Genomic DNA, 23,816 nt, shown 5'->3' with positions numbered 1-23,816 from the left:
CGATGGATTTCGGCCTGTGGCAAGGCGCAAACCACAGCAATAGCACCGCTATTGCGAGGATTTGCAACGCCGCCGCAGGTCGAAAGACGCGGTTTTATGTGCCGTCAAGCGTGCAACGGACCACTAGCTCAATTCTTTGCGCAGCTCGCGTACTGTCGCCACCATCTGGCTCAGGGCCGCTTCGGTTTCGGGCCATCCACGTGTCTTCAGGCCGCAGTCCGGGTTGACCCATAGCCGCTCGGCCGGCACCACTTTCAGAGCCCGCTGCAGCAGCCTGCGCATTTCGTCCAGCGCCGGAACCCGCGGCGAATGGATGTCGTACAGGCCCGGCCCGATATCGTTCGGATACCGGAACTCGGCGAAGGCGTCGAGCAGCGCCATCCGTGAGCGCGAGGTTTCGATCGTGATCACGTCGGCGTCCATTGCCGCGATCGCCGGCAGGATGTCGTTGAACTCCGAGTAGCACATGTGCGTATGGATCTGCGTTGCGTCGCGCACGCCGGACGAGCTGAGCCGGAAAGCATGAACCGCCCAGGAAAGATAATCCGGCCACGCGGCCTGCTTTAGCGGCAGGCCTTCGCGGATCGCCGGTTCGTCGATCTGGATCACGCGGATGCCGGCGCGCTCCAGATCGCCGACCTCGTCGCGCAGCGCCAGCGCCAGTTGCAGCGCGACTTCGCTGCGCGGCAGATCGTCGCGGACGAAGCTCCAGAACAGCATCGTGATCGGCCCGGTCAGCATGCCCTTCATCGGCTTGTCGGTGAGGCTCTGCGCATAGCGCGTCCATTCCACGGTCATCGCCTTCGGCCGCGCGATATCGCCGTAAATCACCGGCGGTTTGACGCAGCGCGAGCCATAGCTCTGTACCCAGCCGTTCTCGGTGAACGCGTAGCCGGCCAGCTGTTCGCCGAAGTATTCGACCATGTCGTTGCGCTCGGCCTCGCCATGCACCAGCACGTCGAGTCCCAGCGCTTCCTGGCGGCTCACCGCGTCGCGGATCGAGGCCTTCATCGCCGATTCGTAGTCTGCAGCGGAAGTCTTGCCCTGCTTAAATGCAGCGCGCGCGGCGCGGATATCCGCGGTCTGCGGAAAAGAGCCGATCGTCGTCGTCGGCAGCAGCGGCAGCTGCAGCGCATCGCGCTGCTGGACGATGCGCTGCGCGAACGGCGCGCCGCGTTCGGCGTCGCGCGCACCGACGGCGGCACAGCGCTCACGCACCTCGGCGCGGCGCGTGCTCGGCGCGCGGCGGCGGCTCTGGATTGCGCTGCCGGCCGCATGCAGCGGCTTCCACACCGCGGCTTCGCCATCATTCAGCGCGCGCTTCAGCAGCGCGATCTCGTCCAGTTTCTGCGTCGCGAATGCCATCCAGCTGCGCAGTTCGGGATCGAGTTTGTGTTCGAGTGCGAGGTCCGTCGGCACGTGCAGCAGCGAGCAGGACGCGGAGATCCACAGGCGCTCGCCGAGCTGCGCATGCGCCGGATGCAGCGCGATCAGCGCATTCACCAGATCGGTCCGCCACAGGTTGCGGCCGTCGACGATGCCCAGCGACAGGATCTTGTCGTCCGGCCAGTCGGGCAGGAACGCGGCGAGCTGGTCCGGCGCGCGCACCAGGTCCAGATGCAGGCCGGCCATCGGCAGGCTGCGCAGCAGCGGCGCGTGTTCGGCGACGCTGCCGAAGTAGCTCGCCAGCAGCAGCGGCGGCGAGGTGGCGGCGAGTTCGCGGTAGACCACCGGGTATGCGTCCAGCCAGTTTTGCGGCAGGTCCAGCGCCAGAATCGGCTCGTCGAGCTGCACGCAGGCGACGCCCATCGCATTGAGCTCGGCCAGCAGCACGAAATAGACGTTGAGCAGCAGCGACAGCAGCCCGAGCTTGTCGAAAGCCGCGTCGGCGGACGCCAGCCACAGATAGCTCAGCGGGCCGGGCAGCACGACTTTGATCTTGTGGCCGAGCGCCTGTGCTTCGCGGACTTCGGGCAGCAGCCAGTCGCGGTTCAGGCTGAAACGGCTGTCTGCGTTCAGTTCGGGCTGCAAATAGTGGTAGTTGGTGTCGAACCATTTCTTCATCGCCAGCGCCGGCTGCTGCGGCGTGCCGCGCGCCATCGCGAAGTAGCCGGCCAGATCGACCCTGCCGAGATCAAAGCGCGCCGGCGCGGCCGAGAACAACGCGGTCGCGTTGTGCAGATGGTCGTACCAGGCGAAGTCGCCGACGGTCACCAGGTCCAGGCCGGCCGCCTTCTGCAGATCCCAGTGACGCTGCCGCAGCGTGGCGCCGACCGCGCGCAACCCGGCCTCGGGCAGCTCGCCTTTCCAGTGCGCCTCGACCGCGGTCTTGAGTTCACGGCCTGCGCCGATGCGGGGAAAGCCGAGGATATGCGCCTGGGACATGGTCGCGTGGGGTTCGATAAGGGGAGCGGGCATGGTCGGGTCTGGGTCTATATGATTCAATCTCACCGTTTTACGATCTGGTGTGAAATCAATTCATGACTCAATCGCCGCTGGAAATCCGCCACCTGCAGACTCTGGTCGCGCTCGCCGACACCGGCTCGCTGGCCAAGGCCGCCAGCCGCGTGTTCGTCACGCAGTCGGCGCTGTCGCACCAGCTCAAGGCGCTGGAGACGCACTACGGCGCGCCGCTGTTCGAGCGCAACACCAAGCCGCTGCGCTTCACCCAGGCCGGCGCGCGGCTGCTGACGCTGGCGCGCGAGGTGCTGGGCCTGGCCGCCGGCGCCGAGCGCGAGGTCGCGCAATGGGTCTCGGGCAAGGGCGGCCAGCTGCGCATCGCGGTCGAATGCCACACCTGTTTCGACTGGCTGATGCCGGCGATGGACGCACTGCGCGAGCATTGGCCGGATGTGGAGCTGGACCTGGTCGGCGGCTTCCATGTGGACCCGCTGGCGCTGCTCGAGTCCGGTCTTGCCGACTTCGCGGTGATGCACGACGCGCCGGCGGCGCGGGCCGGCATCGCGGTCGAGCACCTGTTCGGCTACGAGAACCGCGCGATCCTGTCGCCAAGGCATCCGCTGGCGAAGAAGCCGTATCTGTCGCCGCAGGATTTCATCGACGAGACCCTGATCGCGTATCCCGTCGACGAGCAGATGCTCGACGTGATCCGCCATTTTCTCGGCCCGGCCGGCGTGCGTCCGCGGCGCCGCAACGCCGAGCTGACGGTGGCGATCCTGCAGCTGGTCGCCAGTGGCCGCGGCATCGCTGCGCTGCCGGAGTGGAGCGTCGGCAGCTATCTGCAGCGCGGCTACGTGATCGGCAAATCGCTCGGTGAAAACGGCCTGGAATGCGAGCTGTATGCGGCCCTGCCGGAGAGCCTCGCCGGCAGGGCGTATATGCGCGACTTCATCGGCAATATCCGCAACTGGAAGGCGGCGTCGTTGTGAGTGCCGTTGGGGTTCGCTGTGCTCACCCCAACCTACGGTGCAATGGTAGGTTGGGGTGAGCACAGCGAACCCCAACAGCCCACGATGAGTCCCCAATGTCCGCAACCAACCACGCCCGACATCACCTGCGTTTCTACAGCGCCCTGCTGATCGGCGCCGCGACCTGGCTGGCGGCGAGCCAGGTGTCGCCCAGGCTGGCGCTGATGGCGGCCGGCGATACCTTCTTCGCGGTCTACCTGCTGATGATGTCAGTGTTCTTCAGAGGCGCCACCACCGGGGATCTGCGTCGCCGCGCCGACTATGAGGACGAAGGTGCAGCTATCATTTTCGTGCTGACCGGGCTCGCGATCGTGTTCTGCTTCGTGTCGATTTTCACGTTGCTGGGCGGCAAGCCCGGGCTCGTGCATCTGCTGGTGTCGCTGGTCAGCGTGCCGCTGGGCTGGCTGACGCTGCACACGATGCTGGCCTTGCACTATGCGCGGCTGCACTACGCGCGCGACGCGTCTTCGGCCAGGCCCGGCCAGCGGCGCCGGGATCGTGGCGGCCTGGTGTTCCCCGGCACCGCCGAGCCCAGTGCCTGGGACTTCCTGTATTTCTCGTACGTGATCGGCATGACCGCGCAGGTGTCGGACGTACAGGTCGAAGACGGCGGCACGCGCAGGCTGGTGCTGGTGCATAGCGTGGTGTCGTTCTTCATCAACACGGTGCTGGTCGCGCTGGCGGTCAACGTCGCGATCAATGTGTCGCAGTAGCGGTGGCGGTGGCGATGTTGGGGTTCGCTGCGCTCACCCCAACCTACCGGTCCCTCGTAGGTTGGGGTGAGCGCAGCGAACCCCAACGTTCACGCCGCCTGGCGCAGCTCGACCGGGCCGCTGCCGACCAGGCGATCCAGCAGCACTGCATCCTGGATCTGCCGCAGTGCCATGAACATCGCCTCGGCCTCGGGATAGCTCCGTCCCAGCCATTTCAGCCATTGCTTCAAGCGGCCCGGCGCAAAGCTCGGCGCGAACAGGCTGCGCTGCTGCTGCCAGAACGCCTGCACCAGCGGCAGCACCTGCGGCCAGTCCATCGGTTGATACTCACGGTTTTCGCGCGCCGCCGCGATCTGCAGCGCGAGGTCCGGGCAGGCGACCAGGCCGCGGCCGAGCATGAAGTCGTCCATGCCGGATATCGCGCGGCAGCGGCGCCAATCGTCGACGCTCCAGATTTCGCCGTTGGCGTAGACCGGCACGTCGACGACGTCGGCGATGCGCGCGATCCATTCCCAATGTGCCGGCGGCCGGTAGCCATCGGTCTTGGTGCGCGCATGCACGACGATGGCTTCCGCGCCGCCGTCGGCGAGCGCGCGGGCGCAGTCCAGCGCCAGATCGGTGTTCTCGTAGCCGATGCGCATCTTCGCGGTCACCGGAATCGCGGCCGGCACCGCAGCGCGCACTGCACACAGGATCACGTACAGCAGCTCGGGCTCCTGCAGCAGCACCGCGCCGCCGCGCGAGCGGTTCACGGTTTTGGCCGGGCAGCCGAAATTCAGGTCGATCACCGGGGCGCCGAGTTCGCAGGCCAGCGCCGCGTTCTCGGCCAGTGTGCTCGGATTGGAGCCGAGCAGCTGCACGCGCAGCGGCGTGCCGGCGGCAGTGCGTGCGCCGCGCGCCAGCTCCGGCGCGTAGCGGCGGATCACGTGCGCCGGCAGCAGCTGATCGTTGACGCGGATGAACTCGGTCACGCACCAGTCGATGCCGCCGACGCGCGTCAGCACTTCGCGCAGCGGTTCGTCGACGAGGCCCTCCATCGGGGCGAGTGCGAGTTGCATCGGCTTGATCGGCAATGACGGCGGGCCGCGCAGCTTAGCGTAGGTTGGGTGAGCGCAGCGAACCCCAACATTGCGGCCCTGATCGACTGGGGATCGTTGGGGTTCGCTGCGCTCACCCCAACCTACAATAGTCTCCGACCGAATCAATCGAGGGTGCGCATGCGCAGACTGTGGCTGCTGGCGATCGTGGCGACGGCGCTGGCCGGATGCCGCGCCTACGACGCCGATACGGGTTCGCTGGGATTCGTCTCGAGCGCGGTGGTCGCCGTCGAGGGCTCGACGGCGACTCTGACTGTCGCGCGCGGCGGCGTCGGTACCGGCGCGGCCTCGGTCCGCTACGCCACCGCCGATGGCAGCGCCGAGGCCGCGAGCGACTACACCGTCACCAGCGGCACTCTCCAATGGGTTCGTGGCGACACCGCCGACAAGACCATCACGATCCCGATCACCGCCGACGGCCACTTCGAGGAGGACGAGACGCTGACCGTGAGCCTGTCGAACGCACGCGGCGCGAACCTCGGCGCGTCGGCGGCGGCCACCGTGACCATCGCCGACAACGATCCGGTGCCGCTGCAGTTGCTGGCGTTCAACGACTTTCACGGCAACCTGAATCCGCCGGGCGGCACGATCCGCGCGCCCGATCCGGCCGACCCGAGCAAGACCGTGAGCCTGCCGGCCGGTGGCGTCGAATATCTGGGCACGCTGGTCAAACAGCTGAAAGCGCGCAACCCGCGCACGACCGTGGTGGCGGCCGGCGACCTGATCGGCGCGAGCCCGCTGGTGTCGTCGTTGTTCCATGACGAGCCGACGGTCGAATCGCTGAACCAGCTCGGCCTCGAGTACAGCTCGGTCGGCAATCACGAGTTCGACGATGGCAGCAGCGAGCTGTTGCGGATGCAGAACGGCGGCTGCTTCGCGGCCGAGGATGCGAGCACTTGCCAGAACGGCCCGTTCAATGGCGCCGCGTTCCGCTATCTGGCGGCCAACGTCGTCAACCGCAAAAACGGCAGCACGATCTTCCCGGCCTACGCGATCAAGTCCTTCGATGTCGGCGCCGGCCGCCGCATCGGCGTCGCCTTCATCGGCCTGGTGCTGCGCAATACGCCGAACATCGTGACGCCGAGCGGTGTCGAGGGCTTGAGCTTCACCGACGAGGCCGGTGCCGCCAACGCGCTGGTGCCGGAGCTGAAGGCGGCCGGTGTCGAGGCGATCGTGGTGCTGATTCATGAAGGAGGAGTGACCACCGGCTTGTACAACGACAAGAGCTGTCCCGGTCTGTCCGGCGATATCCTGCCGATCGTCGATAAGCTCGATCCCGCGATCGACATCGTCATCAGCGGCCACACCCACGCCGCTTATAACTGCGTGCGCAACGGCCGCGTGCTGGCCAGCGCCAGTTCCTTCGGGCGGGTGCTGACCGACATCGACTTCACGCTGGATCGCGGCACCCGCGACATCGTCGTCGGCAGCGTCGACAACCGCGTGGTCGTCAACGACTTCGCGCCGAATCCGGCGCCGGCTGCGTATCCGAGCCTGGCCAAGGACCCGGACCAGATCCGGATCGTGAGTCGGTATAACCACCTGGTCGCGCCGCTGGCCAACCGGGTCATCGGCCGCATCACCGCGGATCTGCGACGCACGCCCAATACGGCCGGCGAGTCGGCGCTCGGCGACGTGATCGCAGACAGCCAGCTGGCAGCGACCGCCGCGCCGAAATCCGGCGGCGCGGTCGTCGCGTTCATGAACGGGGGCGGCATCCGCTCTGACCTGGCCTATTCGGAAATCGGCGGCAGCGAAGCCGAGGGCGAGGTCACTTACGGCGAAGCGTCCGCGGTCGAGCCTTACGGCAATACGCTGACGACGATCACGCTGAGCGGCGCGCAGATCAGGACGCTGCTCGAGCAGCAGTTCCCGCCGACCCAAACCGCGCCGAAACTGCTGCAGGTGTCGCGCGGCTTCACCTATACCTATGACGCGAACGGGCCGGACAACGCCAGGGTCGATCCGGCGAGCATCAGGATCAACGGCGTTGTCGTGAAACCGCGAGCGGACTACCGCGTCACCATCAACAACTTCATGGCGGCCGGCGGCGACAACTATTTCATCCTCAAGCAGGGACGCAAACCTCGCGGTGGCGTGCTCGATCTGGACGCGCTGATGGTGTATTTCCAGGCGCATTCGCCGATCGCGCCGGAAGCGCACGAGCGGATCAAGCGCCTCAACTAAGCCGTAGGTCGGCAATCCCTTGCCGACGTGAGGCCACGAATACGCATCGGAGGGTACACGTCGGCAAGGGATTGCCGACCTACGGCGCGGGCATGGCCTCATAATGCACAACATGTCCGACACTCCGCTCCCGCGCAGCACGCTGGTGCCGCTGATCGTCGCTTGCGCGCTGTTCATGGAGAACCTCGATTCGACCGTGATCGCGACCGCGTTGCCGGCGATCGCGCAGTCGATGAACGAGGACCCGCTGCATCTGTCGCTGGCGATCACGTCCTATCTGCTGAGCCTGTCGATCTTCATCCCGCTGTCCGGCTGGATGGCGGATCGCTATGGCGCGCGCCGCGTGTTCCGCAACGCGATCCTGATCTTCGTGCTCGGCTCGATCGGCTGCGCGGTGTCGCAGAGCATCGGCCAGATGGTCAGCGCGCGCATGTTCCAGGGCCTGGGCGGCGCGATGATGGTGCCGGTCGGGCGGCTGGTGCTGCTGCGCTCGGTCGACAAGCGCCAACTGGTCAGCGCGATGGCCTACCTGACCATCCCGGCGCTGATGGCGCCGATCATGGGGCCGCCGGTCGGTGGCCTGATCGTCACCTACGCGTCCTGGCGGCTGATCTTCCTGATCAACCTGCCGATCGGTGTACTCGGCTGGTACCTGGTCACGCGCTTCATCGAAGACACACAGGAGGACGAGCAGCCGCCACTGGACCTGGCCGGCTGGATGCTGCTGGGCGGCGGCCTGGCCGGCATCGTGTTCGGCTTCGAGAATCTGGGCAAGAAGGTGCTGCCGGATTTCGTCGCACCCGCGATATTGAGCGCCGGCACGCTGCTGCTGGCACTGTACGCGCAGCATGCGCGCCATGAGCGCTCGCCGATCCTGAGGCTGTCGCTGCTGAAGGTCGGCACGTTCCGCGCGTCGGTCACCGGCGGCTCGCTGTTCCGCATCGGTGTCGGCGCGTTCTCGATCCTGATGCCGATGATGTTGCAGCTCGGCTTCGGCCTGTCGGCGGTCGAATCCGGGCTGATCACCTTCGCCAGCGCGGTCGGCGGCCTGATGATGAAGACCATGGCCAAGCGCCTGACCCGGCATTTCGGCTTCCGCCGGCTGCTGGTCATCAATACCCTGGTCTGCGGCACGGCGCTGATCCTGTGCGGCTGCCTGCGGCCGTTCATGCCCTATGCGCTGATGATCACGTTCCTGTTCGTGACCGGTTTCCTGCGCTCGCTGCAGTTCACCTGCGTCAACGCGATGGCCTTCGCCGATATCGATGAAGACGACATGAGCCAGGCCACCAGCTTCTCGGCGACGGCGCAGCAGCTGGCGCTCAGCGTCGGCGTCGGCATCGGCGCCCAGGTGCTCAATGCGAGCCTGGCGCTGCGCGGCGCACAGCTGTTGCAGAGCGTCGATTTCACGATCGCGTTCCTGGTCGTCGGGCTGATTTCGCTGTCGTCCTGGTACAGCTTTCGCCGGCTTGCGCCGGATGCCGGCGCCAATGTCAGCGGCCACCGGCTGGCGCTGGCCAACGAGCCGCCGAGCGCCAGCGTCAGTCACTAGCGTCGCAGAGCCCCACCTGTAGGAGCGGGTCATACCCGCGACTGTGCTGGTCGGGGCCTGAGTCGCGGGTATGACCCGCTCCTACAGCAGGCTGGTCGGTAGTCCTTCGCTGCATCGGGGGTCTTCCTTTTCTACCGCGCAAATGATCTTCTTGGCCGATAAGCGCCGCCAAAGGCGCAGCGCGGAGGAGCGTGCCATGGACAAGCCAGGCTGGCAGATGCAGGACATGCCGGATCAGAGCGGCCGCCTGGCGATCGTGACCGGCGCCAACATCGGCCTGGGCTACGAGGCGGCGCTGGCGCTGGCGCGCCGCGGAGCCAAGGTCATCCTGGCCTGCCGGTCGATGCCGAAGGCCGAGGCGGCCGTGCAGCGCATCCGCATCGAATTGCCCAAGGCCGATCTGCAGATCGCCGAGCTCGACATCTCCGACATGGACAGCGTGCGCCACTTCGCCAGCGAGTTCCGCCGCGAGCATGCGCGCCTCGATCTGCTGATCAACAATGCCGGCGTGATGGCGATCCCGCGGCAGTTGACGCGCGACGGCTTCGAGATGCAGCTGGCAACCAATCATCTCGGCCATTTCGCATTGACCGGCCTGCTGCTGCCGTGCCTGAACGCAGCGCCGCATGCGCGCGTGGTGGCGGTCTCCAGCATGGCCGCGCGGCACGCGTCGATCGCGTTCGACAACCTGATGGGCGAGCGCGGCTGTCGGCCCTGGAAAGCCTACAACCAGAGCAAGCTGGCCAATCTGATGTTCGGCCGGGAGCTGCAGCGCCGGCTGGCGCGCAGCGGTGCGACGACCACCGCGGTGATCGCGCATCCGGGTTCGGCGACCACCAACCTGTTTGCGTCGCCCGGCGCGCGCATCGTCAAGCAGGTGCTGATGCCGTTGGCGAGCCGGCTGTTGTTCCATGCGCCGGATCGCGGCGTGCTGCCGATCCTGTTCGCCGCGACATCACCGGACGCCCAGCCCGGCGCGTACTACGGGCCCGACGGATTCCAGGAAATCAAGGGCGAAGTCGCGCCGGCGTGCGTGCCGAAAGCGGCGCGCGACCAGCCGGCCGCGTCGAGGCTGTGGAAAGTGTCGGAGAGCCTGAGCTGCGTGGAGTATCTTTCGGGTTGAGGAGCGGGGCGCCGAACGCATGTAGGTCGGCAATCCCTGGCGGCAGGCAGGGCAGTGAAGGAACGCACATGAACGCACGGACTGTCTCTCGCAAATGGGTCACCGGCACACTGGCCGCCGGCCTGGCGCTTGCCGCGCTGACGATGATTCGACCGGCCTCCGCGGCGGGCAGCGCTTTTGCCGCGCCCGAGCGGGTTCGAGAATACGATTTGCAGGTTTCCAATAAAAACCTGACAGCGGCCAAGGCTGAAATCGACGTCGCCGGTCTGTCGTCGTTCGGCGCCGATGGTGGCCCGAGCCGCGAGTCGATGCAGAACTTCTCCTGGGCCCGCGCCGAGCAGGTTCTGAATGCGTATCCGCAGTATCTGGGCCGTGTCGGCGGTATCGATCTGCCGTTTTACTATGTGCGCGGCGAGGGCCGTCAACCGCCGGTGCTGCTGCTGACGCAGAGCACGCCGGGCTCGATCGTGCAGCTGCTGGCGAACGTGGATGCGCTGACGCATCCCTCGCGCCACGGCGGCAATGCACAGGACGCGGTCACGCTCGTTATCGCCTCGCTGCCGGGTTCGAGCTTTTCGTCGCTGACGCAGCCGGCGACCTCGGATCTGGCGACTGCGAAACTGTGGAACGAGCTGCTGACCGAAGTGATCGGTGTGCCGCGCTACCAGGTCCACGGTGAGGGCCTGGGCTCGGGCGCCGTCGCGCAACTGTTGCGCCTGTATCCGCGGACCGTCACCGCGAGCAAGGCCGGCAGTTTGCCGGTCGCGACCAACGAAGCCCTGCTGACCGATCTGGTGCTGTCGCGCCTGGATCAGAACGGCATGGAGCGCAACATGCGGCTGTTTGCCGCGGCGCAGGCGAGCGCGGACCAGGGTTTCTGGCCGAGCGCGATCAGCAATCCGATCGTGCTGGCGAGGAGGAAGGTCGAGGTGACGGATTTCGGCACTGTGGACGACGGCCGCAATCGCGGCGCTGACCGGTAAGGCCGTGCAGCGCGGAGCCGCCGTCCATATGGCGCCGCCGACCCTATACTGGCCGGCCCCAGTCGACAGGAACTCGGCATGAAGTACCGCAAGCTGGGCAGCACGGGCCTGGATATCTCGTCGCTGATTCTCGGGTGCATGACCTACGGAGTGCCCGAGCGCGGCAATCACCCCTGGACCTTGAGCGAGGAAAAAAGCCGGCCGCTGATTCGCCAGGCGCTGGATCTGGGTATCAACACCTTCGACACCGCCAACAGTTATTCCGACGGAACCTCGGAAGAGATCGTCGGCCGCGCACTGACGGAATTCGCGCGCCGCGACCAAATCGTGATCGCGACCAAGGTGTATTTCCCGATGTCGAAAGGCCCGAATGCGATGGGGCTTTCGCGCAAGAACATCCTGCAGTCTGTCGACGACAGCCTGCGCCGTCTCGGCACCGACTACGTGGATCTGTATCAGGTGCACCGCTGGGACTACCGCACGCCGATCGAAGAAACGCTCGAGGCGCTGCACGACGTGGTCAAGGCCGGCAAGGCGCGCTACATCGGCGCCTCATCGATGTTCGCCTGGCAGTTTGCGCAGGCGCTCTATACCTCGCGCCTGCATGGCTGGACCGAGTTCGTCAGCATGCAGAACCATCTGAACCTGCTGTACCGCGAGGAGCAGCGCGAGATGCTGCCGCTGTGCGAAAGCGAGGGCATCGCGGTGATTCCGTGGAGCCCGCTGGCGCGCGGCCGGCTGACGCGCGACTGGAACGCGGTGACCGAGCGCCAGCAGAGCGACGCCTACGGCAAAGGCCTGTATGCACACACCGAGGACGCGGATCGCAAGGTGGTCGATGCGGTTGCGGCGGTCGCCAAGGCGCGCGGTCTGCCGCGCGCGCAGATCGCGCTGGCCTGGGTGCTGCAGCAGTCGGCGGTGACCTCACCGATCGTCGGTGCGTCCAAGCCCGAGCAGCTCGAAGACGCGGTGGCCGCGCTGGATGTGAAGCTCAGCGCCGAGGAAATCAGCCAGCTCGAATCGCCCTACGTTCCGCACGCGATTGCCGGCTTCGAGTGAACCCCAACGCTGGTCCGCGCTGATGTTGGGGTTCGCTGCGCTCACCGCAAGCTGCGACGGGCGAACGGTCGATACCAGCGTGGTGCCGCTACCGGTCTACATCGGCACGCTGGGCCTGTCCGGCATGACCGCTTATTTCGGCCTGCTCGAGGTCGGCGAACTCAAAAGCGGCGATACCGTCGTGGTCTCCGGCGCGGCCGGTGCAGTCGGCAATGTTGTAGGCCAGATTGCGAAGATCAAGGGCTGCCGCGTGGTCGGCATCGCTGGGGGTTCAGACAAGTGCCGCTACCTGGTCGACGAACTCGGCTTCGATGCGGCTCTGAGCCAACTCGCGTGCGGCGCGCGCATCGTGATTTGCGGCGCGATCTCGCAGTACAACAACACCAGCGCGGTCAAGGGCCCGAGCAACTACCTGTGGCTGCCGATGTATTGCGCCAGCATGAAGGGCATGGTGGTGTTCGATTACGCGAGCCGCTACGGCGTGGCGATGCGCGAGATGGCCGGCTGGATGGCCGAGGGCAAGCTGAAGAGCCGCGAGTATATCGTCGAGGGTCTGGCGACTTTCCCCGATGCGCTGCTCAAGCTGTTCAGCGGCGAGACCACCGGCGAGCTGGTGCTGAAAATCGCTTGAGAATCGCTTGAAAAGCGACTGAACGCCGGCTTGTGCTCGACCGTCCTGCGGGGTCGCGACCGCATCGTGTGCATTGTCTCCGTCAGAGCGGCCTGTTAGCCTCCGCTGAATCAAACGGGCGCCCACGCAGGCGTCTGCGCAATCTGGGGGAGATCCAGATATGAAGATCAAACAAGGCCCTTGTCGCGGTTACGGCGCCAGGGCGCTGGTGGTCGGTTTGTGGTGTGCCGGGCTGTTCGCGGCCGGCTCGGCTCAAGCGGAGTTGGGCGACCCGAAGCTGGTGAAGAGCAACCGGCCGCTCGTCAAAAGCGATGCCGCCGCTTATGACCACTTCGGTCAATCCATCTCGATTTCCGGCGACCGCATGGTGGTCGGGGCTCCTTACGCCGACATGGCGGGAGGAACCGACGCAGGCGCAGCCTTGGTGTTCGAACGCGACGCCTCCGGGAAATGGATACAGGTCGCCAAGCTGACCGACAGCAGCGTGGCCTATTTCGAGATCTTTGGCGGCTCGGTGTCGATCTCTGGCGACCGTATCGTGGTCGGGGCTCCTTTCGAGGATACCGCCGCGGGAGTCGATGCCGGCTCCGCCTCGGTGTTCGAGCGCGATGCCTCTGGAACCTGGGCCCAGGTCGCCAAGCTCACCGACAGCGACGGGGCCGCCAGCGACTCGTTCGGCGGCTCGGTCTCGATTTCCGGCGACCGCATCGTGGTGGGCGCCCCTAACGATGGCACCGCGGCGGGCGCTTACGCCGGCTCGGCCTCGGTGTTCGAGCGCAACGCCTCCGGAACCTGGGTGCAGGTCGCCAAGCTCACCGACAGTGCCGCCGCCTATTTCAATCTCTTCGGCAGCGCCGTTTCAATCTCCGGCGACCGTATCGTGGTCGGCGCACCTTACGAGGACACGGCGGCGGGCACCGACGCGGGCTCGGCCTCGGTGTTTGAGCGCAAGCCTTCCGGCAAATGGGTCCAGGTTGCCAAGTTCACCGACAGCGGCAGTGCCGCTTATGCCGCTCTGGGCTATTCCGTCTCGATTGCCGGCGACCGTATCGTGGTGGGCGCCGTGCTGGACGACACCGCCACCGGGATCAACGCCGGCTCGGCCTCGATCTTCGAGCGCCAGGCCTCCGGCAGCTGGGTACCGGTCGCCAAGCTGGGCGACCACGACGGCGCCGCTTACGACGCGCTCGGCAGCTCGGTTTCGATCTCCGGCGACCGCGTCGTGGTCGGGGCCTATGGCGACGGCATGCCGTCGGAGGCCTATGTCGGCTCGGCCTCGGTGTTCGAGCGCGCCGCCGCGGGCAACTGGCTGCAGGTCGCCAAGCTCGCCAACGGCAAGGGCAAGGGCAAGGGCAGCGCTTACGGCCAATTCGGCATCTCCGTTTCGATCTCCGATGGCCTCATCGCAGCGGGCGCTCCCGGTACCGACACGGCGGCTGGCGAAGACGCGGGTTCGGCCTGGACTTTTGGCCTTACCGACAGCGGCCAGGATTTCGGCGATGCGCCCGCCCCGTATCCGACGCGGATCGCGGACGATGGCGCGCGGCACGGACCCGGCGCGCTATGGCTGGGCTTCGGCACGCCCGACAAGGACGCCGACGGCCGGCCCGAGGCGACGGCAAAAGGCGATGACGACGCCGGGCTGTACGATGAAGACGGCCTCCGGTTCCCGGAAGGCGATCTGATCCTGGACGACTCCAACCAGGCATGGGTTCAGGTCGGAGGCCAAGCCGGCCTGCTCGATGCCTGGGTCGACTACAACCGGGACGGCGACTGGCTGGACGAGGGCGAGCGCATCGCCGACCACCTGAGCGTGACGCCCGGCACCAATATCATCGCCTTGCCTGCGTTCCCGGCCGGCGACTCGGCGGGCACCGCCTACTTCGCGCGGTTCCGGCTTTCCAGCGCGGGCGTGAGCGCGCCCACCGGCGAGGCCAGCGACGGCGAGGTGGAGGACTATCGGCTCGTAGCCCACGACGCGCAGGTGAAGCTGCCTTCGACCAAGAGCGTCATCGAAGGCGATGCGTTCAGGATCAAGATTTCGCTCAACAGCCTGCTGGACGAGGATGTCACCGTGCAGTACGCGACCCAGGACGGCACCGCGCTCGCGGGGCAGGACTACACGGCAAGCGCGGGTAGCGTGACCATCCCGACCGGCCAGACCTCGGTAAAACTCGTGGTCTACACCAGCGGCGATACGCTGAAGGACGGCGACAAGACCTTCTCGGTGCTGCTGACCGGCGCCACCCACGCCACGATCGACAGCGGCCATGGCGAAACCCTGGTCACGATCAGCGACGACGACTGAGGCTGGTTTTCTCTGAGATCAGTCCTTCGGGCTGGTGCAGGCCGCCAGGCGCTCGCCGGTCATGGAGGTGACGCTGTGCAGCGGAAAGCCCAGCAGCCGGCCGTCGGTGGTCACGGTGCCGGTGTAGTGCTGCGGCGCGTCGAACACGATGCGGCCGCTGCTGTTGAGCGGGCCGGGTATCGCACAGCTCATCTGCCATTGCAGCGCGGTGGCGCTGCGTTCGAAGGCGCTGCGCTTGCAGCTCGTATCGGCCGACGTCTGCGGCAGACGGGCGAAGTCGATCCAGGGGTCGGCGTCTTCGTCCACGCAGTGCCATTCCACGATCGGCTGCTGCGCGCCGTCGGCGGACTGGACTTGCAGCGTGGTCTTCCACAGGCCGGGCATCGCGCCGAACTCGTCGGCGCGTGCTGGCACGACCGGCAGCAGGCCGACGCACACCAAACCGCTGGCGAGCAGGCGTCGTGAAAGGCTCATGATCAGCTCGCGAAAAAAACGTAGGGCGGGTTAGCGAAGCGTAACCCGCCGTTTTGCCGGCAACCAACAACGGCGGGTTACGCTTCGCTAACCCGCCCTACGATTCGTTAGTGCGTACCGTTCTTCGAGAAATCGAACATCGCCATCAGGTCGCCGATCGCCGGTTGATTGGTCGGCACGTAGGGATCGATGGGACGCGCGACCGGATTCGGCAGGTTGTCGCGGCTGCGTTCCGAGATGGTCTCGTGCAGCATCCAGTTGGCCTCCACGAACTTGTCGAAAGACACGTGATCGTAGTAGTCGTGCACCACGCGGCCGCCGAGCGAGTAGGGCGAGACCACCAGCAGCGGGATGCGCGTACCGTCGCCGAAGAAGTCGATCGGCTGGATGTAGCCGCTGTCCCAGTAACCGCCGCCTTCGTCGTAAGTGATCATCACCGCGGTATCTTTCCAGGCGTCCGGGTTGGCTTGCAGTTGCTCGATGATCTTCTGGCAGAAGGCTTCGAACAGCTCCTGTTTGGACGAGGCCGGGTGGCCGTCGAGCAGCGCGTCGGGTTTCACGATGGACACGGCCGGCAAGGTGTCGGCGTCGATGTCGGCAGTCAGGTCGCTGAGATCCTGGTTGTGAGCACGCAGGCTCGGGTCGGTCATGATCTGCGTGGAATACAGGAAGGGATCGCAGATGTTGCAGAAGGTGCCGCCTTCGCCGTCTTCCTTGCCGCCGTCCCAGCCTTCGCCGTAGTACTTCCAGCTGACGTTGTGCTTGCTCAGCAGCAGGCCGATGTTGTTCTGCGTGGTCGGTGGGATCGTGAACTGCGTGGCGCCCAGCGGCGCCGGCGTGCCGTCACCCAGGTAGCCCGGGTTGTAGTTGTTGACGAGGTAGTAGGCGCCGGGCGCGCAATCGCCGTTTTTGAAGGCGGTATACGGCAGTTTCTTGAGTAGCCCCTTGATCGGCGCGACACCGGGCTGGGAGTCGTCGGAGCAATTCACGTAGGAGCCACCGGCGCCGGTGGTTTGACTGCCGTAGCCGTCCTGCGTGTAGTAGTTGTCGGTGCCGGCCTGCGGGTTCGGATTCTCGATCTGGCCAGCCGGCGGTACCGCCGGCATGCCGCTCGCATCCGCGTAGTACACCAGGCTGCCGTAGCCCAGCATGATGTGGTTAGCGCCGGTGCCGCCCTGGATCGACTGGTGCATGTTGTCGGACAGCGCGTATTGCTCGGCGAGTGATTTGAAGTACCCGGAGTCGCCGGCGGCCATGTTCAGAACCTGCATCGCAGTTGAGCCTTCATGCGTGCTCTGGTCGTTGAAACCACTGGGCTGAGCCGCGCCGTTGCTGCCGGCGCCGACTGTGGTTTCGACCCAGGGGAACAGGTCGTTCTGACAGCCGCCGGGATTGCGCACACTCATCGCCTTGGGGCTGCAGTCGATCTGCTGCCACATCTGGAAGAAGCGATGCACCGGGCTGCTCGCATAGTCGTTGTCGGTGATCGAGGCATGCATGTCGATCGGCGCGTTCGGCAGGTTCGACGGGAAGCGCGTGTCGATGCTGGCCTTGGGCAGGCCGCTGCCGCCGCTCGCGAGTTCGGGATACGCGTCGCTCGGCAGCGCGGGCTCAATGGCTTCGGCCGCGGACGGTGAGCTGAAGTAGGGCGTGGTCGGGGTGCCGCCGGTGTTGACGTCAGGCAGAACGGAATAGGGCGCGGTCTTGGTCGGGTGCGGCGAATACGTTTCGGTGTCGGTGGCCTGCCACTGCTGAGCTTTCGCGACATTCGGGCCCGGCGTGCCGTCGGCGTTGAGAATGCCCTGCGATACGAGGTTGCGAACGGTCTGGCCCTTCGGCGGCAGCCAGGTGCCATAGATATGGTCGAAGGTGCGGTTCTCGCCGATGATCAGGATCACATGCTTGATCGGCGTGGCGGTGAGGCTGCTGCGATCGGCGGGATCGGCCTTGACGCGATGTGCTTTGGTATCGACGGCGCTATTCGCACCGACGACGGCTTCGATCTTGGTGGTGTTGTTACGAAATGCCGCGTCATTCTCGGTCGGCACTGCGGAAGCGGACATCGCGGTGAAGCCCGCGAGCATGGCCACGCTGGCGCACAGCGCCATTTTTGAACGGCTCGGACGGCTAGGTACCCTCATCATGGTTGCACTCCCTTGCAGTTTCAGGAGGCGCTACCCTGCGCGTGGCAAGTGACAGAAGTTTTTCGACTACATGATGTGACCTGCGGTTACAAGAATCGCCGAGTAGGTTGGGGTGAGCACAGCGAACCCCAACATCGGCGCAGAACAACCGTTGGGGTTCGCTGCGCTCACCCCAACCTACACGGCTCTCGACCCCGCCGCGACAATCTCATACGGCCGCATCATCTCGTTGTCCTCGTGCTCCAGCAGATGGCAGTGCCAGACATAGCGGCCTGCATAGCCCTCGAAGCGCACGATGATGCGCGTGACCTCGCCGGGGTCGCAGCGCACGGTGTCCTTCCAGCCCGATTCGCCGGGCGCCGGTTTTTGCGCAGGGCCGGTGTATTCGAGCGACTTCTTCGCATTCCATGCAAAAAGATCGAACGGCCGGCGATCAAGAATCTGGAAACGCACCAGATGCAGATGTACCGGATGCGTGTCGCCGGTGATGTTGACGAAGCTCCAGATCTCGGTGCTGTCGAGCACCGGCTTTTCGCTGATCGGCGCGTCCCAGCGCTTGCCGTCGAGCAGCACCGTGGTCGAGTTGCCCTGATAGTCGTCGCGCTCGCCGAGCGTCAGCACGCGCGTCTTCACCGCCTGCGACTCGTCCATCTGCGGCACCGCGCGCAGGCTCGCCGGTAGCGCCACGCTGGCCTTGGCCGTGCTCTGCGTAACGCGAAATTGCAGCAGTTCATCGTTCTGGTTCTTCAGCACGATCTTTTCGCCCGCATGGCCGCTGAAATCGATCACCAGATCGGCGCGCTCACCCGGAAACAGTGTGACGGTCGCCAGTTCCACCGGCTGCGGCAGCAGGCCCAGATCACATCCGATCTGCCTGAACGCCTGATGGTTCGACAGCGCAAGATTGTAGAAACGCCCGTTGGCCGCGTTGACCACGCGCAGCCGATAGGCGCGTGGCTCCACGTCGAGAAATGGGAACATCTTGCCGTTGCACAGCGAGACGTTGCCGTAGACCTCGGGTATCCAGGGCGCATTCGGATCGCCGGAATCCGGGTAGAACAGCTGCGCGTCACGATCCAGCGTGCGGTCGTACAGCACCAGCGGAATTTCGTATTCGCCGCGCGGCAGATCCAGCGCATCCTCGGCCTCGTCGCGCACGATGAACAGGCCCAGCAGCCCGGCAAAAATATTGAGCCGCGTGATGCCCATGGCGTGATCGTGATACCACAGCGTCGCCGCATCCTGCCGGTTGGGGTAGTGATACGTGGCCGACTGGCCCGGCGCGTACCAGAGTTCCGGGTAGCCATCGCTGCCCGGCGGAGTCTTGGCGCCATGCACATGCGCCACGGTGCGCACTTCGGGATTCGCGGCCTCCGCGCCGTGCAGCCCGAAATCGATAGTCAGAAAGTGCTTGGCCGGCAGTGCATTGACCCATTCGATCAACAGGCCCTGATGACTGCGCGTCTCGAACGTCGGCCCCGGTACGCTGCCGCCATAGCTCCACTGGCGCGTCGGCGCAAGGTCGCGATGTAGCTGAGATGTCACTTCGCGCATCTCCACACGGTAATAAGGCAGCTTGAGCCGCGCGTCGTCCGGGCTCGCGCGCAGGTCGCTACTCGTCGCGACTTTGGGAATCGGCAGCGCATCGACGAAGCGCGCGAGTCGATTGGGATTCAGCGCGACGCGCTGCGGGCCCGCCGCTGCGTTCAGCCCCGTCTTGATCAGCCGCGGCCCCCGGCACATCGGCAGAATCAGGGCATCGGTCGCATTGAGCGGCGAGGCCATCAAGCCGGCGGCGATGGCGGCGGTATCGCGCAGAAACCTGCGCCGGTTGAATGACATTGGCAACGATCGGAATGCGAGTGAGAGGTCTGCATTGCCGGGCTGATTAGCATCATGGCCCGGATGCGGCTTCTCGGATTCTGCGAAAGGCGATGTTGCAGTTTGATGAAGCCCGAGCCAATTTACGCTTGGCTTGCATAGGAATAGACGGCGAACAACAGGGGCAGCAGTAAGACGGTGCTGGCGCCGGCCAATATCCTCGCTTTGCGTAAGCCGAGAACATGGCCGGCGTGCGCCAGCTTTGGCGACCAAAAGAGTGCCAGAACAGACCAGGCCAGGGCGATGCCAAGCCAGAGATACCAAACGCCTGCGGGGCCAACGTGGACGCTATGAATGTAACCATGGAGGCCAATAAGTCCGACGCAAAAGAAACACGCATTGGTCGTTTCTTCTGCCTTCACGAGCATTGAGCTTTTGTCCTTGCCCGAGAAGTACGCCAGCAGTTTTACAGGGACTGGCAACACGAGCATGGCGGCAAGCAACCAGAAGTATATTTGCCACAACATCAGTGCTGCTCCCGAGGCATAGCGTCAAAGCTGAAACTCGGTCACGGCCTCGCCGTCGAAGCGGGTGCTCGCCGTGGCCGGAGCGGCTCGTTGGGTTCTACCGCATTGCGTGATATTGGCACGGCCGTATTCGCTCTTTTTGTTTAGGCTGAGGTTAGGACGAGCCAATTGAAGTCGGCCTGCAGTTCGCGTTCGGTGCAGTTCATCGATTACAGCCCACTAGCCGAGTAGGTTGGGGTGAGCGTAGCGAACCCCAACATTCGTTCCGCGCCGATGTTGGGGTTCGCTACGCTCACCCCAATCTACACGCTTATCAATGGGACTTGATGCTCGTGTCGTGAGTCAGAGGCTCCATCGCTCAGTGGCTATCAAGCATCCCACCGGCCTGTTTCAGCAGGCTGGCGAAGCGGCCGGCCCAGGTTTTCTGGCCGGTTTCGTCGGCGATCAGATCCTGGCGGATCAGCAGGCCGACGTGGGCGAGGTTGCGGGCCTCGCCGTGCTGCGGCAGCGTGTAGGCGACGGCATCCTCGATCGGATAGGGCTCGTTGTCGCCGACCAGCAGGCGCTCGTCGCGGCGCAGTAGCTTGAGCACGATCGCGGCCAGGCGCGAGTCGTTGCCGTAGGCGACGCCGATCTGCCACGGCCGCTCGCTGCTGCGATAGGTCGGTGTGAAGCTGGCGATGGTGATCAGCACGGTGCGGCGGCGGTCGCGCTGGCGACGGTCGAGGATCGCGTTCAGTCCGTCGTGATACGGCGCGAAGATTTCGGACTGGCGCGCTTCGATCTGCTCTGGCAGCAGGTGCTCGTTGCCCTCGATCTGTACCCATTCGCTGCGGCCCGGGATCGAGTCGTCCGCGGTCAGCGGGCGGTTGCAGTCGATCACCAGCTGCGAGTAGTTCTGCATTACCAGGGTCGCGTCCAGGCGCTCGGCCAGTACGCGCGCAACGCCGGCGGCGCCGATGTCCCAGGCGACGTGGCTGCTCAGCTCGGTCTCGGACAGGCCGAGTGATCCGAGTGCGCGCGGGATCAGGTGGCCGGCATGGTCGCAGGCGAACACGAAGTCCGAGCCGCCGTCTTCGCGCTCCACCGTCAGTGCCGCTGGTTCGCCGGCGGCCAGCAGGCGCGTCGCGTCGCCGCCGGAAGAATGCATCGTTGTGGTTTGGATGGTGCTCATGGTGCCTTCCGCTTTGATTGAATCATTGCAACAGCCGCCGCCCCGGGGGCGGCGCCTCGCGCTACTCGGGAGCGCTTTCGTCTTTGGTTTCGGCGGCGTCGCTGCTGGTGTCGTTCGTATTGCTGCTGCTGGCCTTGCGCTGCTCCTTCTCGGCCTTCTTGTTCTTCTTGGCCAGTTCTTTCTGGCGCTTGGCGAATTGATAGTTGGGCTTTGCGATGAGAAGTTCTCCTTGGTGTGCTGATCGAATGAATCTGGCGAATAAATCTGGCGTAGATAAACGAGGGACCGGGCGCCCAGACAGCGTGGCAGGGCCGTGAAGCGCAGCTGGCAGAAGGCGAGGCGCCGGAGCATGTAGAGAGCACTGCGGGGCTGCGCGATCGGCGGCCAGGTTGCAATGCTGGGGCGTCCATCAGGCGACGGCGTGTGGTGTTTCAACGCCGTACCAGATTGCATTATGCGCCTAGTCGCCGGTCGCCGCAGCCCGTAGGCCGGCCTTCAGCTCGACCTGAACCCGATGCGCGCATGGCTGTTGTCGCAGAACGGCTTGGTATTGCTGGCGCCGCAGCGGCACAGGCGTGCCTGCGTGACTCTTGATACCACGCGCCCGGTGCCGCTGGTGATCTCGAGGTTGCCGCGGAACTGCAGCGGGCCGTCGATCTCGGGCTCGATCGCCAGATCGCCGTCGCGCAGCTCGAGCATCGCGGCGCTGGTATCGGCGACGCCGGTCTGCGGCTCGCCGCTGGCGTGAAAGCCGATGTCGTGATGCGAGCTGTCGCAGTACGGCTTGTTCTTCGACGCGCCGCAGCGGCACAGCGTGGCGCGGAATCCGCTGAACTCGCCTTCGATCATCAGCGGTCCGCGCACCGCATAGGGGCCGCCTTCGCGGATCGCGATCAGGTTGACCGGCGGCGCTTCCTCGTTCGGCCGGCCGTCCTTGCGCTGGTAGCGGATCGCGCCGGACGGGCAGGCGTGCGCGATGTCGGCGAGGCGTTCCACGTCCATCGCGTCCGGATGAATCCACGGCCCCTGCACGTTGGCCAGGAACACTTTCGGCGCGCCGGTAACGCAGAAGCGGGCGTGGATGCAGCGCTTGCCTTCGTAGAGCAGCGTCAGCTTGCTGCCTTCGATGTTCTCGACGCCGTTGACGAGGACTGGCACGGGCGGTATTGGCGCCGCCGCAGGGGGCAGCGGCAGCTTGGCGGCAGCTGCCGTCCTGGAGGCGAAGCCTTTTTGTTGTGCGCGCTGGGTGCGCGTCGCCAGCGACGCCAGCAAGGCGGCGGCGCGCTGGGTGCGCTCGTTGCCGGCCGCGATGGCCAATGCCGAACCGGCGCGCGCCAGGTCGGCCATGCGTTCGCCGAAGAAACGCCAGCTCGACGGGCCGGGCGCGAGCGGTGCGGCATCGCGCAGCGCGGTATACGACATGCCGGCATGGCACTGCGGATTCGACGGCCCCGACGGCAGCCGCGCAGCATGCTCGGCCAGCGGCGTGCAGGCGCGCATCAGGCAGGTCGCCAGATCCACCGCCAGCGATTTTTCTTCTGACGGCCCCGGCACCACGTAGGCGTACGCGAGCAGCCGCAGCATCAGGCCGTAGCAGGCGTTGGCCAGGTCGACGGTCTCGATCGCCTGCTTGTCCTCGAGCCACACGCGGCCTTCCGGGCGTGGCGGGCGGCGCAGCACCGGGTTGGTCGCGGCGGGGAGGCCCGGCACGAATGCCGGATCGGCTTCGAGCAGTTGCCGATACTCGCTGCGGATCGCTGCGAAGCGCGCGTAGTGAGAGTTCTCGGACGATTCCGGCGAGCCTTCGCCCTGCTGCACGATCGCGTCGAAGGCCTGCAATGCGGTCTTCAGGCACAGCACCGGCTTGGCGCCGGCCAGCTTCAGCTCGGACGGCGTCAGCTGCAGGCCGCGGTCGCCGCAAAACGTCGCATCGTCGCCGAGTACGTCCGACATCCGCCGCAGCCGGTCGGACAGCACGATGTAGAACTCGCCGACGGTCTGGTAGTCCATCGCCATCGGCGTCAGCCGCGGCGTGTCCGAGCCGCGGATGAACTGGCGCTCGGGTGCGAAGCCCTCACCGTCGGCTTCGGTCGAGCCCAGCGGCCGCTCCAGGTGGATGAAGTGCTGCAGGGTTTCCACGTTGAACGGTGCCAGCTTGACGACGATGCCGGCCGGCAGCGCACCGGGGTCGAGCGGGAAATTGGCGCGGCCGAAGCGCGGCGTGCCGCCGAGCGCGGAGGTGATGTTCCACACCGCGGCGAGATGGCTCATCTCCTCAATCGCGACTTCGATGATCGTGCGCCGCCAGCGCGTGGTTGTCTCGGCCTGCGCCGCGCTCAGGCCTTCGTCGACACTGGTTTTCAGGCTCGCCGCTGCGTACAGGTAGGTGCACATCAGGCAGTGCTCGAGCTCGGCGGCTTCGTACAGCGAATGCACCAGCTGCTCGCGGCTCGGTGCGAGTGTGCTGAGCTGCTGATCCATCGGGTCCATCGGCTGATTGGTCGAAAAGTCCATCGCTTGCCGCTCCCTGGCTGGCGCTTGTGCGCGTGGCGGATGCAACAGCATGCCGCAGCGCCGCCGCGCTCGCACGGATCG

Annotated in this window: 17 protein-coding genes and 1 pseudogene; 10 read left to right on the top strand and 8 right to left on the bottom strand. The window is 65.8% G+C overall.

Features of this window, described 5'->3' with window-relative positions; all coding sequences use genetic code 11:
* Positions 1-123 precede the first annotated feature (123 nt).
* Positions 124-2,385, bottom strand: coding sequence for a 5-methyltetrahydropteroyltriglutamate--homocysteine S-methyltransferase (gene metE, locus JWQ90_RS18930; protein WP_299696572.1), 2,262 nt, complete (start codon positions 2,383-2,385; stop codon positions 124-126).
* 95 nt (positions 2,386-2,480) lie between these two features.
* Here metE and JWQ90_RS18925 point away from each other — a divergent pair, with 95 nt between their 5' ends.
* Complete coding sequence (locus JWQ90_RS18925) at positions 2,481-3,389, top strand: LysR family transcriptional regulator (RefSeq protein ID WP_299696571.1); 909 nt, start codon at positions 2,481-2,483, stop codon at positions 3,387-3,389.
* 95 nt (positions 3,390-3,484) lie between these two features.
* Positions 3,485-4,141 carry a DUF1345 domain-containing protein gene (locus JWQ90_RS18920; RefSeq protein WP_299696569.1) on the top strand — a complete coding sequence of 219 codons (657 nt, stop codon included), beginning with the start codon at positions 3,485-3,487 and terminating at the stop codon, positions 4,139-4,141.
* A gap of 89 nt (positions 4,142-4,230) precedes the next feature.
* Here JWQ90_RS18920 and JWQ90_RS18915 read toward each other — a convergent pair whose 3' ends face one another.
* On the bottom strand, positions 4,231-5,199 hold the full coding sequence (locus JWQ90_RS18915; RefSeq protein ID WP_299696568.1) for a tRNA-dihydrouridine synthase family protein: 969 nt from the start codon (positions 5,197-5,199) through the stop codon (positions 4,231-4,233).
* 159 nt (positions 5,200-5,358) lie between these two features.
* Here JWQ90_RS18915 and JWQ90_RS18910 point away from each other — a divergent pair, with 159 nt between their 5' ends.
* From JWQ90_RS18910 to JWQ90_RS18880, 7 genes and pseudogenes are all read left to right on the top strand, one after another.
* Positions 5,359-7,425 carry a 5'-nucleotidase C-terminal domain-containing protein gene (locus JWQ90_RS18910; RefSeq protein ID WP_299696567.1) on the top strand — a complete coding sequence of 689 codons (2,067 nt, stop codon included), beginning with the start codon at positions 5,359-5,361 and terminating at the stop codon, positions 7,423-7,425.
* Between the two features lie 112 nt (positions 7,426-7,537).
* Positions 7,538-8,977, top strand: coding sequence for an MFS transporter (locus JWQ90_RS18905; protein WP_299696565.1), 1,440 nt, complete (start codon positions 7,538-7,540; stop codon positions 8,975-8,977).
* Between the two features lie 196 nt (positions 8,978-9,173).
* Positions 9,174-10,100: an oxidoreductase gene (locus tag JWQ90_RS18900; protein WP_299696564.1), complete on the top strand. Its 927-nt coding sequence runs from the start codon at positions 9,174-9,176 to the stop codon at positions 10,098-10,100.
* A 68-nt stretch (positions 10,101-10,168) separates the two neighbouring features.
* Positions 10,169-11,083, top strand: a complete 915-nt coding sequence (locus JWQ90_RS18895) for an epoxide hydrolase N-terminal domain-containing protein (protein ID WP_299696563.1) — start codon at positions 10,169-10,171, stop codon at positions 11,081-11,083.
* Positions 11,084-11,161: 78 nt separating this feature from the next.
* Positions 11,162-12,142 carry an aldo/keto reductase gene (locus JWQ90_RS18890; protein WP_299696562.1) on the top strand — a complete coding sequence of 327 codons (981 nt, stop codon included), beginning with the start codon at positions 11,162-11,164 and terminating at the stop codon, positions 12,140-12,142.
* Positions 12,143-12,209: 67 nt separating this feature from the next.
* Positions 12,210-12,773 (top strand): annotated as a pseudogene (locus JWQ90_RS18885) (NADP-dependent oxidoreductase); the annotation flags it as partial.
* 160 nt (positions 12,774-12,933) lie between these two features.
* On the top strand, positions 12,934-15,081 hold the full coding sequence (locus JWQ90_RS18880) for a Calx-beta domain-containing protein (protein ID WP_299696560.1): 2,148 nt from the start codon (positions 12,934-12,936) through the stop codon (positions 15,079-15,081).
* 18 nt (positions 15,082-15,099) lie between these two features.
* Here the strand turns inward: JWQ90_RS18880 and JWQ90_RS18875 are convergent, their stop codons facing one another.
* From JWQ90_RS18875 to JWQ90_RS18855, 5 genes are all read right to left on the bottom strand, one after another.
* Positions 15,100-15,555, bottom strand: coding sequence for a DUF3617 family protein (locus JWQ90_RS18875; RefSeq protein ID WP_299696559.1), 456 nt, complete (start codon positions 15,553-15,555; stop codon positions 15,100-15,102).
* Positions 15,556-15,662: 107 nt separating this feature from the next.
* Positions 15,663-17,699 (bottom strand): alkaline phosphatase family protein, encoded by a 2,037-nt coding sequence (locus JWQ90_RS18870; protein ID WP_299696558.1) that lies wholly within the window; start codon positions 17,697-17,699, stop codon positions 15,663-15,665.
* A 177-nt stretch (positions 17,700-17,876) separates the two neighbouring features.
* On the bottom strand, positions 17,877-19,541 hold the full coding sequence (locus tag JWQ90_RS18865; protein WP_299696557.1) for a multicopper oxidase domain-containing protein: 1,665 nt from the start codon (positions 19,539-19,541) through the stop codon (positions 17,877-17,879).
* Between the two features lie 122 nt (positions 19,542-19,663).
* Positions 19,664-20,047, bottom strand: a complete 384-nt coding sequence (locus tag JWQ90_RS18860; RefSeq protein WP_299696556.1) for a hypothetical protein — start codon at positions 20,045-20,047, stop codon at positions 19,664-19,666.
* 358 nt (positions 20,048-20,405) lie between these two features.
* The gene (locus tag JWQ90_RS18855) at positions 20,406-21,221 is read right to left on the bottom strand and encodes an N-formylglutamate amidohydrolase (RefSeq protein WP_299696555.1); all 816 of its coding nucleotides are present in this window, start codon (positions 21,219-21,221) and stop codon (positions 20,406-20,408) included.
* Here JWQ90_RS18855 and JWQ90_RS18850 point away from each other — a divergent pair.
* The gene (locus JWQ90_RS18850) at positions 21,220-21,462 is read left to right on the top strand and encodes a hypothetical protein (RefSeq protein WP_299696554.1); all 243 of its coding nucleotides are present in this window, start codon (positions 21,220-21,222) and stop codon (positions 21,460-21,462) included. The genes JWQ90_RS18855 and JWQ90_RS18850 overlap by 2 nt on opposite strands.
* Before the next feature lie 254 nt (positions 21,463-21,716).
* Here the strand turns inward: JWQ90_RS18850 and JWQ90_RS18845 are convergent, their stop codons facing one another.
* Positions 21,717-23,735 (bottom strand): ferritin-like domain-containing protein, encoded by a 2,019-nt coding sequence (locus JWQ90_RS18845; RefSeq protein WP_299696553.1) that lies wholly within the window; start codon positions 23,733-23,735, stop codon positions 21,717-21,719.
* Between the last annotated feature and the right edge of the window lie 81 nt (positions 23,736-23,816).

The sequence above is a fragment of the Hydrocarboniphaga sp. genome (assembly GCF_028291725.1).
Lineage (GTDB): Bacteria > Pseudomonadota > Gammaproteobacteria > Nevskiales > Nevskiaceae > Hydrocarboniphaga.
The sequence above is the reverse complement of the archived record's forward strand: the minus strand, read 5'-3'. Positions and strand labels throughout refer to the sequence as shown.

Excerpts from the sequence above, each read along its gene's own strand:
- JWQ90_RS18925 (WP_299696571.1), top strand. The coding sequence starts at position 2,481 with ATGACTCAATCGCCGCTGGAAATCCGCCACCTGCAGACTCTGGTCGCG.
- JWQ90_RS18850 (WP_299696554.1), top strand. The coding sequence starts at position 21,220 with ATGGTGCCTTCCGCTTTGATTGAATCATTGCAACAGCCGCCGCCCCGG.
- JWQ90_RS18890 (WP_299696562.1), top strand. The coding sequence starts at position 11,162 with ATGAAGTACCGCAAGCTGGGCAGCACGGGCCTGGATATCTCGTCGCTG.
- JWQ90_RS18910 (WP_299696567.1), top strand. The coding sequence starts at position 5,359 with ATGCGCAGACTGTGGCTGCTGGCGATCGTGGCGACGGCGCTGGCCGGA.
- JWQ90_RS18875 (WP_299696559.1), bottom strand. The coding sequence starts at position 15,555 with ATGAGCCTTTCACGACGCCTGCTCGCCAGCGGTTTGGTGTGCGTCGGC.
- JWQ90_RS18895 (WP_299696563.1), top strand. The coding sequence starts at position 10,169 with ATGAACGCACGGACTGTCTCTCGCAAATGGGTCACCGGCACACTGGCC.
- JWQ90_RS18870 (WP_299696558.1), bottom strand. The coding sequence starts at position 17,699 with ATGATGAGGGTACCTAGCCGTCCGAGCCGTTCAAAAATGGCGCTGTGC.
- JWQ90_RS18900 (WP_299696564.1), top strand. The coding sequence starts at position 9,174 with ATGGACAAGCCAGGCTGGCAGATGCAGGACATGCCGGATCAGAGCGGC.
- JWQ90_RS18905 (WP_299696565.1), top strand. The coding sequence starts at position 7,538 with ATGTCCGACACTCCGCTCCCGCGCAGCACGCTGGTGCCGCTGATCGTC.
- JWQ90_RS18915 (WP_299696568.1), bottom strand. The coding sequence starts at position 5,199 with ATGCAACTCGCACTCGCCCCGATGGAGGGCCTCGTCGACGAACCGCTG.
- metE (WP_299696572.1), bottom strand. The coding sequence starts at position 2,385 with ATGTCCCAGGCGCATATCCTCGGCTTTCCCCGCATCGGCGCAGGCCGT.
- JWQ90_RS18860 (WP_299696556.1), bottom strand. The coding sequence starts at position 20,047 with ATGTTGTGGCAAATATACTTCTGGTTGCTTGCCGCCATGCTCGTGTTG.
- JWQ90_RS18855 (WP_299696555.1), bottom strand. The coding sequence starts at position 21,221 with ATGAGCACCATCCAAACCACAACGATGCATTCTTCCGGCGGCGACGCG.
- JWQ90_RS18845 (WP_299696553.1), bottom strand. The coding sequence starts at position 23,735 with ATGGACTTTTCGACCAATCAGCCGATGGACCCGATGGATCAGCAGCTC.
- JWQ90_RS18880 (WP_299696560.1), top strand. The coding sequence starts at position 12,934 with ATGAAGATCAAACAAGGCCCTTGTCGCGGTTACGGCGCCAGGGCGCTG.
- JWQ90_RS18920 (WP_299696569.1), top strand. The coding sequence starts at position 3,485 with ATGTCCGCAACCAACCACGCCCGACATCACCTGCGTTTCTACAGCGCC.
- JWQ90_RS18865 (WP_299696557.1), bottom strand. The coding sequence starts at position 19,541 with ATGTCATTCAACCGGCGCAGGTTTCTGCGCGATACCGCCGCCATCGCC.